This window comes from Salinisphaera sp. PC39 (genome assembly GCF_040361335.1).
Lineage (GTDB): Bacteria > Pseudomonadota > Gammaproteobacteria > Nevskiales > Salinisphaeraceae > APNM01.
Genome location: NZ_APNM01000029.1, coordinates 1 through 6,437, shown reverse-complemented (window position 1 = coordinate 6,437; position 6,437 = coordinate 1). Strand labels below are relative to the sequence as shown.

The window sequence follows — 6,437 nt, the reverse complement described above, 5'->3', positions numbered from 1 at the left end:
AATCAATAACCAATTGAATTTGTTCGATAATTTAACCGGACACTAGTGAATTGCTTGCAGAGAATGCAATAGAAGAAAAAATGATTATTATGAAGAAGGTAATGAGTTTCTAGACCCATATAGGGATGACGTTGAAGGATTGCTTGATCACCAGGGTCCTTTAGTATTCTGGAAATGTGCTAACAACCGTGCTGAGGTTACTATACGAATACTGGAATTAAATAACCTTAAGCGACAAAATCTAGTAGAGCGTAAAGTGGAAAAGCTAGAGGAGTTTAGCAATCTGATTGAGCGTTTTTTGTCTCAAAAAAATTCGGTACTAAAGAAACTTCTCTGGCGTCAAATTGAAGAAATGATTGGGGTGAAAGCTGAGTATTCAGCAATGCTGAAAACGGTTATTGAGAGCAAAGGTATAACTATTGCGTCAACAGGAAACCACTGATGTGACTCCTGTTACGCTGACATAGCACAGACGGCGTGGTGTTTGGAGGATGACACGACTCCACCGGCTCATAGCGCTGGCTGGCTGTGTCTTGTTGGCCGCTGGCTGCACCGCATTCCCCCACTCCCCTTCCTCCTCCCCCGAAACAGATAATGCCACCACCACGGCCCGAATCTTCGAGGCCGTAAGCAATCACCCGCCCGACCTCCGCATGTTCCTCCAGGCCATGCCCAAGGGGGCCGATCTGCATACGCATCTGAGCGGGGCGGTGTATCCGGAGCGGTATGTCGATTGGGCGTTGGCGGATGGGTTGTGTATCGATCCGGAGTCGGCGTTTCTTTCGGCGCCGCCTTGTGATGGGTCGCCGGCGTTGCGGCGGGCATTGGAGGAGGGGCTCGTCAGCCGGGGCGAACTGGTGGATGCCTGGTCGTTGCGGGCGGCCGCGGCGATGCCGGATGCGGGGGCGCGGCACGATCATTTCTTCGGGGTGTTCGGGCGGATCGCGGCGGTCAGCGGGCGGCGGTACGGGCGGATGCTGGCCGAGGTGGTCGAGCGCAATGCCCGTCAGGAGGTGAGCCATCTGGAGCTGATCCTGGGCCTGGGGCTGGATCGGGCCAAGGTGTTGGCGCGGGAGCTGGAACTGGCCGATGCCGGGCCCGAGAGCGAGGCGGCGCTGCGGCGGCACGGACTGGACGAGATTGTGGCCGAGGCGCGGCGGCGGGTGGATCGGATGGAGGAGGTGGCCGGGCGGCGCCTGGATTGCCGGCTGGGGCCGGCGGGCGATTGCCCGGTGTCCGTGCGTTATATCGCGGAGGTGCATCGCACGGCGCCGCCGGCCGAGGTGTTGGCCCAGGTGATGGTGGCCTTCGCCGTCGCCGAGGCCGATCCGCGGGTAGTGGCGGTGAACCTGGTCGCGCCGGAGGACGATGCCGGGGTGCTGGCCCGCTACCGCGAGCAGATGGCGATGGTGGGGCGCATCGCCGCGCGGCACCCGGCGGTGCGCGTGACCCTGCATGCCGGGGAGCTGACGTTGGGGCAGGTGCCGCCGGGCGACTTGTCCGGGCATGTGCGGCAGGCGATCGAACTCGCCAGGGCGGAACGCATCGGCCATGGGGTGGATATCGCCTACGAGGAGGAGCCGGAGCGGCTGCTGCGGGCCATGGCCCGCGACGGGGTCGCGGTGGAGATCAACCTGACCAGCAATGCGATGCTGCTGGGCGTGTCCGGCCGCGAGCATCCGTTTCCGACCTACCGGCGCTACGGCGTGCCGGTGGTGCTGTCCACCGACGACGAAGGCATTCTCCGCACCGATCTCACCCGGGAGTACGTGCGCGCCGTCGAGACCTACGACCTGGACTATGCCGACGTGAAGCGTTTGGCGCGGCGGTCGCTGGAGGTGTCCTTCCTGCCGGGCCGGAGCCTGTGGCGGGATATCGAGGCGGGTGAGCGTGTGGCGGTCTGCGGCGAGCCGTCGTCGACCGCGTGCCAAGACTTTCTGAACGATAACGCGCGGGCCCGGCGCCAGTGGGATCTGGAGCGGCGCTTCCGCGCCTTCGAGGCGGACCGGGCGGCTTTGCTGCGCCAAGGCGTGATGCCGCCGTTGTCGGCGTATCGGACGGGGTCCGAAGCTCATTGACGGGATTGTTGGGCGCCGGGAGTGGTTGCGGTATTCTCAGGGCATGATCGATCGATCGCTTTTCGACCAAGCCGCGAACCTCAGCCCCGCCGAACGGCTGGAGTTGATCGGCGCGTTGTGGGATACGCTCTCGCACGCCGACATTCCCGTGACCGAGGACGAGAGGGCGCTTGTCGACGCCCGGTTAACCGATGCGGCACGGCATCCCGGCGATGAGTCGCCGCTGTCTCGGGTCAGGGCGCGACTCGGGGAGTGATATTTCTTGACCCCCTCACCCTAGCCCTCTCCCCCAAGGGGGAGAGGGGACGAAGAGGTGCATACTCTCCCCCAAGGGGCAGAGGGGATGAAGAGGTGCATGCCCCGCGATTGTTGATTCTCTCGTATCGCTTTATCGGGGAAATCGTCACGGTGCATGCCGCGACACACGGTGGACGGCATCCGTCACGGCCTATCCCGCGTTTCCAGTAAGCTGGGACGTTTGGCTCGTGAGCGATCGATGAGTGACACCGACGACAAGAACCGGAAGAAGACCCGCGTCCACGTGGACGAGGTCAAGGAACGGCACACGACCCACTGGGATCTGGATGTGCTGCCCGAGGCCGAGGTGGACCGGCTGCGGCGCCAGGGGCGGCGCGCCCGCTGGTGGCGCCATTGGCGCTGGCTGGCGTTGGCGGCGGGTCTGTTGCTTGCCGGGTTCTCGGCGTTGGGGTTGTTGCTAATGAGCTGACCTGGCCGTTCCCTCCCTACGGGTGGCGCTCCGCCTCTCTGTCGTTGCTAGCGTGCCGGCAGTACTTTCATTGAGGAGCACGGGATGTCACTCGAAGGCAGGATTGCGATCGTGACGGGGGCGGCGCGCGGTATCGGCGCGGCGACCGTGAAGCTGTTCGTGGCGCGCGGGGCGACGGTGGTGGCCTCGGACAAGGATGCGGAGCCGCTGGCGGCGCTGGCCTCGGAGTTGCCGGAGGGGCGCGTGGTGACGCTGGCCGGCGACGTGGCCGAGGAAGCGACCAGCGCGACATTGGTGGACACGGCGCTGGAGCGGTTCGGGCGGCTGGATGTCGCCTTCCTGAACGCCGGCATCGCCGGCGACCTGACCCCGACGCACGAGTATTCGAACGCCATGTTCGAGCGGGTGATGGCGATCAACACCAACGGCGTGTTCTTCGGCCTCAAGCACTCGATCCGGGCGATGATGGCCGGCGGCGGCGGTTCGATCATATGCACCTCGTCGGTCCAGGGCTTGCAGGCCTGCGGCTTCACCATCGCCTACACGGCGGCCAAGCACGCGGTGATGGGCATGGTGCGCACGGCCGCGCTGGAGTATGCCCGCCACAACATCCGCGTGAACGCCGTGAACCCCGGCGTCACCGATACCGCGATGATGCAGCATGTCGGCGACTCCCTGGCGCCGGACGATCCCGACAGCGTGCGCGCCGAGTTCACCGAGGCGATCCCGATGGGCCGCTACGGCACGCCGGAGGACATCGCCCGCATGGTCGGCTTCCTGGCCTCGGACGAGTCCGGCTACATCACCGGCATGCCGCATGTGGTGGCCGGCGGCATGACGGCGCACTGGGCGCCGCCGATGCAGGTGCCGGTGGAATAGGTTCTGACGTCCGGGACCGGCGATGTGTCTCCTTCTCCCCTCGGGGGAGAAGGTCGGGATCAGGGTAGCGCGGCGGGCCGCGCTGTTGTTGTCCCCCCTCACCCTGACCCTCTCCCCGGCGGGGAGAGGGAACTACGATCTGCCTTTGCTCGGTGGCGTATTCACATGCCCGTCAGCGCGGGCGCAGGCGCTCCAGCTCGTCGGCGAGCGAGGTCAGGCTGGCGAGGTCGCGGCCGGGCAGGCAGATGTCGACGTCCGGGCTGTCTCGGTGCACGCGCGGCCCGCTGTCGAAGTAGCGCGGGTGGCCGAGCAGGGGATCCAGCCAGATCAGGGCGCGGCTGCGCCGGCGCAACCGGTGCAGGGCGTCGGCGAGGGCCGCCTCCGGGTCGGTGTCCCAGCCGTCGCTGAGCACCAACACCACGGTGTCGCGGCCGAGCAGGGCCTCGTGTTCGGCCAGCAGGGTCTCCAGGCTGCCCGCGATGCGGGTGCCGCCGGCCCAGTCGGCCACCGCCTCCGGCAGCGCGGCCAGGGCGCGGCCGGGATCGCCGCGGGTCAGGGCGTCGGTGACCCGCGACAGCCGGGTACTGAAGGTGAAGCTCTCGATGCGCCGGAACACGTCCTGGAAGGCGATCACGAAAGCGAGGAAGAAGCGGGCGTAGGCGTCCATCGAGTGGCTGACGTCGGCCAGCACCACCAGGGACAGTCTCTGGCGCCGACGCACGCGACGCTTGAGCTCGACCAGCTCGCCGCCGCGGGCCAGGGCGGCGCGCAGGCTGCGGCGCATGTCCACGGTGCCGGTGGTGCCCGCCCGCCAGCGGCGGGAGACCCGGGCCGCCAGGCGGCGCCCGATCAGGGCGATAAGCTCGCGCATGGCCGCGACCTCGTCGGGGTCGAGCGCGGCGAAGTCGCGCCGCATCAGGCGCCGCGCGGTGCCCGCGCCGCTGCTCTCGGCATCCTCGTCGCCCGGCTCCGGCTCGCCGGCGTCGGGCGTCGTGGTCGGGGCCGCGTCGCCGGCGACCTCGGCCTCGTCGCCGTCCTCGTCCTCGACGTCCGCCTCCGTCGCCGCGGCCTGTTGCGGCGGGCGCCGCCGCCAGTAACGGGCGAACTCGCGGTCGAAGACGGTCTGCGCCTCGGGGGTCTTGGCCAGGGTGGCGCGCAGGGCCAGCCGGAATTCGCGCTCGCGGGCCGGGGCGATCCGGGTCAGCGCGCGCAGGGCGTCCTCGGTCTCGCCGGTGCCCACGGCCAGGCCGGCTTCGCGCAGCGCGGCGACGAAGCCGACGACGTGCGGCGAGAGCGCCCAGTCGAGAGATTGTTCCGGTTCGGTTTTAACCACAGAGGCACAGAGGGCACAAGGATTCGGGATTTAAAGCATGCATGGCGGCGTCCGTAAATCCCCGTGCCTGGGTTGCGATAGGCAGGTTCTTTCTCCCTGGACTTGCCCCGTAAATGAGGGGATCTTTTTCGGAAACTCCCTCACCCTGACCCTCTCCCCCAAGGGGGAGAGGGGGAGCAGCAGGTCCGGAGCACGACTCTCCGCCCAGGGAGAGGCGAGAAGCAGCAGGTCCGGGGCACGACCCTCCGCCCAGAGAGAGGGAGGAAGCAGCAGGTCCGGAGCACGACCCTCCGCCCAGGGGGAGGGGGAAGCAGCAGGCACGGGACATGAATCTCTCTATCTCTGTGTTCTCTGTGCCTCTGTGGTCAGTGTTCCAGGAATTCGGCAAGACGCGCGCGCATCTGTTCCAGGTCGCGCGGGTCCTTGAACAGGGCGCCCAGGGTGTCGGGCACGCGGTCGCCGTGCAGGTCGGTCTCGCCCAGGGCGACCAGGGCGCGGGCCCAGTCCAGGGTCTCGGACACGCCCGGGGTCTTGCCCAGGCGCTCGGCGCGGACCTTCGCCAGGTAATCGCAGATGGCGGTGGCGAGGTCGGCGTCGATCTCCGGCAGCTTGCGGGTGACGATCTCGCGTTCCTTGGCCGGGTCGGGGTAGCCGATCCAGAGGTACAGGCAGCGCCGGCGGGTGGCCTCGGCCAGCGGCCGGGTGCGGTTGCCGGTGATCACCACGTGCGGCGGGTGCGCGGCCCGCAGGGTGCCCAGTTCGGGGATGCTCACCTGCCAGTCCGAGAGGATCTCCAGCAGGAAGCTCTCGAAGGCCTCGTCGGCGCGGTCCAGCTCGTCGATCAGCAGCACCGGCGGGCGTTCGGCCCGGATCGCCTTGAGCAGCGGGCGCTCCAGCAGGAAGTCCTCGCCGAAGATGCGCGCGGCCTTGTCCGCGGCGCTGCCGCCGCCGCTTTCCTGCAGCCGGATCTCCAGGAGCTGGCGCGGGTAGTTCCATTCGTACAGGGCCTGGGCCGCGTCCAGGCCTTCGTAGCACTGCAGGCGGATCAGCTCGGTGTCCAGGGTGGCCGCCAGGCTCTTGGCGATCTCGGTCTTGCCCACGCCGGCGGGCCCCTCGACCAGCAGCGGTTTGTTCAGGGCCGCGGCCAGGTAGACCGAGGTCACGATACCGTCGTCGGCGACGTAGTCCTGGTCGGCCAGGCGCTCGGCGACGGCCTCCGGGCCGGACAGCGGGACGCTTTCGGTCTGGGTTCGCTTACGGGTCATGGTGCGGGGAGCTTACGGAATGGGGGCGGTCGGGGCCAGGGGCGTCATGTCATGCCCCCTCTCCCTCGCTTGCGGGGGAGAGGGTGGGCGACCTACCGACCCGGCCAGGAAAAGACCCCCTCTCCCCCGCGTGCGGGGGAGAGGGTCGGGGTGAG

General features: G+C 67.5%; 7 protein-coding genes. 5 read left to right on the top strand and 2 right to left on the bottom strand.

Features of this window, described 5'->3' with window-relative positions:
• Window positions 1–256: 256 nt before the first annotated feature.
• The 5 genes from PC39_RS16545 to PC39_RS16525 all read left to right on the top strand — a co-directional run bounded on the left by PC39_RS16545 (window position 257) and on the right by PC39_RS16525 (window position 3,684).
• Window positions 257–442, top strand: a complete 186-nt coding sequence (locus tag PC39_RS16545; protein ID WP_353254523.1) for a hypothetical protein — start codon at window positions 257–259, stop codon at window positions 440–442.
• 211 nt (window positions 443–653) lie between these two features.
• On the top strand, window positions 654–2,078 hold the full coding sequence (locus PC39_RS16540; RefSeq protein WP_353254522.1) for an adenosine deaminase family protein: 1,425 nt from the start codon (window positions 654–656) through the stop codon (window positions 2,076–2,078).
• Between the two features lie 43 nt (window positions 2,079–2,121).
• Window positions 2,122–2,334, top strand: coding sequence for an addiction module protein (locus tag PC39_RS16535; protein ID WP_353254521.1), 213 nt, complete (start codon window positions 2,122–2,124; stop codon window positions 2,332–2,334).
• 240 nt (window positions 2,335–2,574) lie between these two features.
• Window positions 2,575–2,805 (top strand): hypothetical protein, encoded by a 231-nt coding sequence (locus PC39_RS16530; protein ID WP_353254520.1) that lies wholly within the window; start codon window positions 2,575–2,577, stop codon window positions 2,803–2,805.
• Between the two features lie 84 nt (window positions 2,806–2,889).
• Entirely contained in the window at window positions 2,890–3,684 is a 795-nt protein-coding gene (locus tag PC39_RS16525; protein WP_353254519.1) for an SDR family NAD(P)-dependent oxidoreductase, read from the top strand.
• Between the two features lie 172 nt (window positions 3,685–3,856).
• Here the strand turns inward: PC39_RS16525 and PC39_RS16520 are convergent, their stop codons facing one another.
• Together PC39_RS16520 and PC39_RS16515 are read right to left on the bottom strand one after the other, a co-directional pair.
• Window positions 3,857–5,017, bottom strand: coding sequence for a vWA domain-containing protein (locus tag PC39_RS16520; RefSeq protein WP_353254518.1), 1,161 nt, complete (start codon window positions 5,015–5,017; stop codon window positions 3,857–3,859).
• Window positions 5,018–5,382: 365 nt separating this feature from the next.
• Complete coding sequence (locus tag PC39_RS16515) at window positions 5,383–6,282, bottom strand: AAA family ATPase (RefSeq protein ID WP_353254517.1); 900 nt, start codon at window positions 6,280–6,282, stop codon at window positions 5,383–5,385.
• Window positions 6,283–6,437 lie beyond the last annotated feature (155 nt).

Bases quoted from the DNA above. Each gene is read 5' to 3' on its own strand.
- PC39_RS16540 (WP_353254522.1), top strand. From the start codon at position 654: ATGTTCCTCCAGGCCATGCCCAAGGGGGCCGATCTGCATACGCATCTG.
- PC39_RS16525 (WP_353254519.1), top strand. From the start codon at position 2,890: ATGTCACTCGAAGGCAGGATTGCGATCGTGACGGGGGCGGCGCGCGGT.
- PC39_RS16515 (WP_353254517.1), bottom strand. From the start codon at position 6,282: ATGACCCGTAAGCGAACCCAGACCGAAAGCGTCCCGCTGTCCGGCCCG.
- PC39_RS16530 (WP_353254520.1), top strand. From the start codon at position 2,575: ATGAGTGACACCGACGACAAGAACCGGAAGAAGACCCGCGTCCACGTG.
- PC39_RS16535 (WP_353254521.1), top strand. From the start codon at position 2,122: ATGATCGATCGATCGCTTTTCGACCAAGCCGCGAACCTCAGCCCCGCC.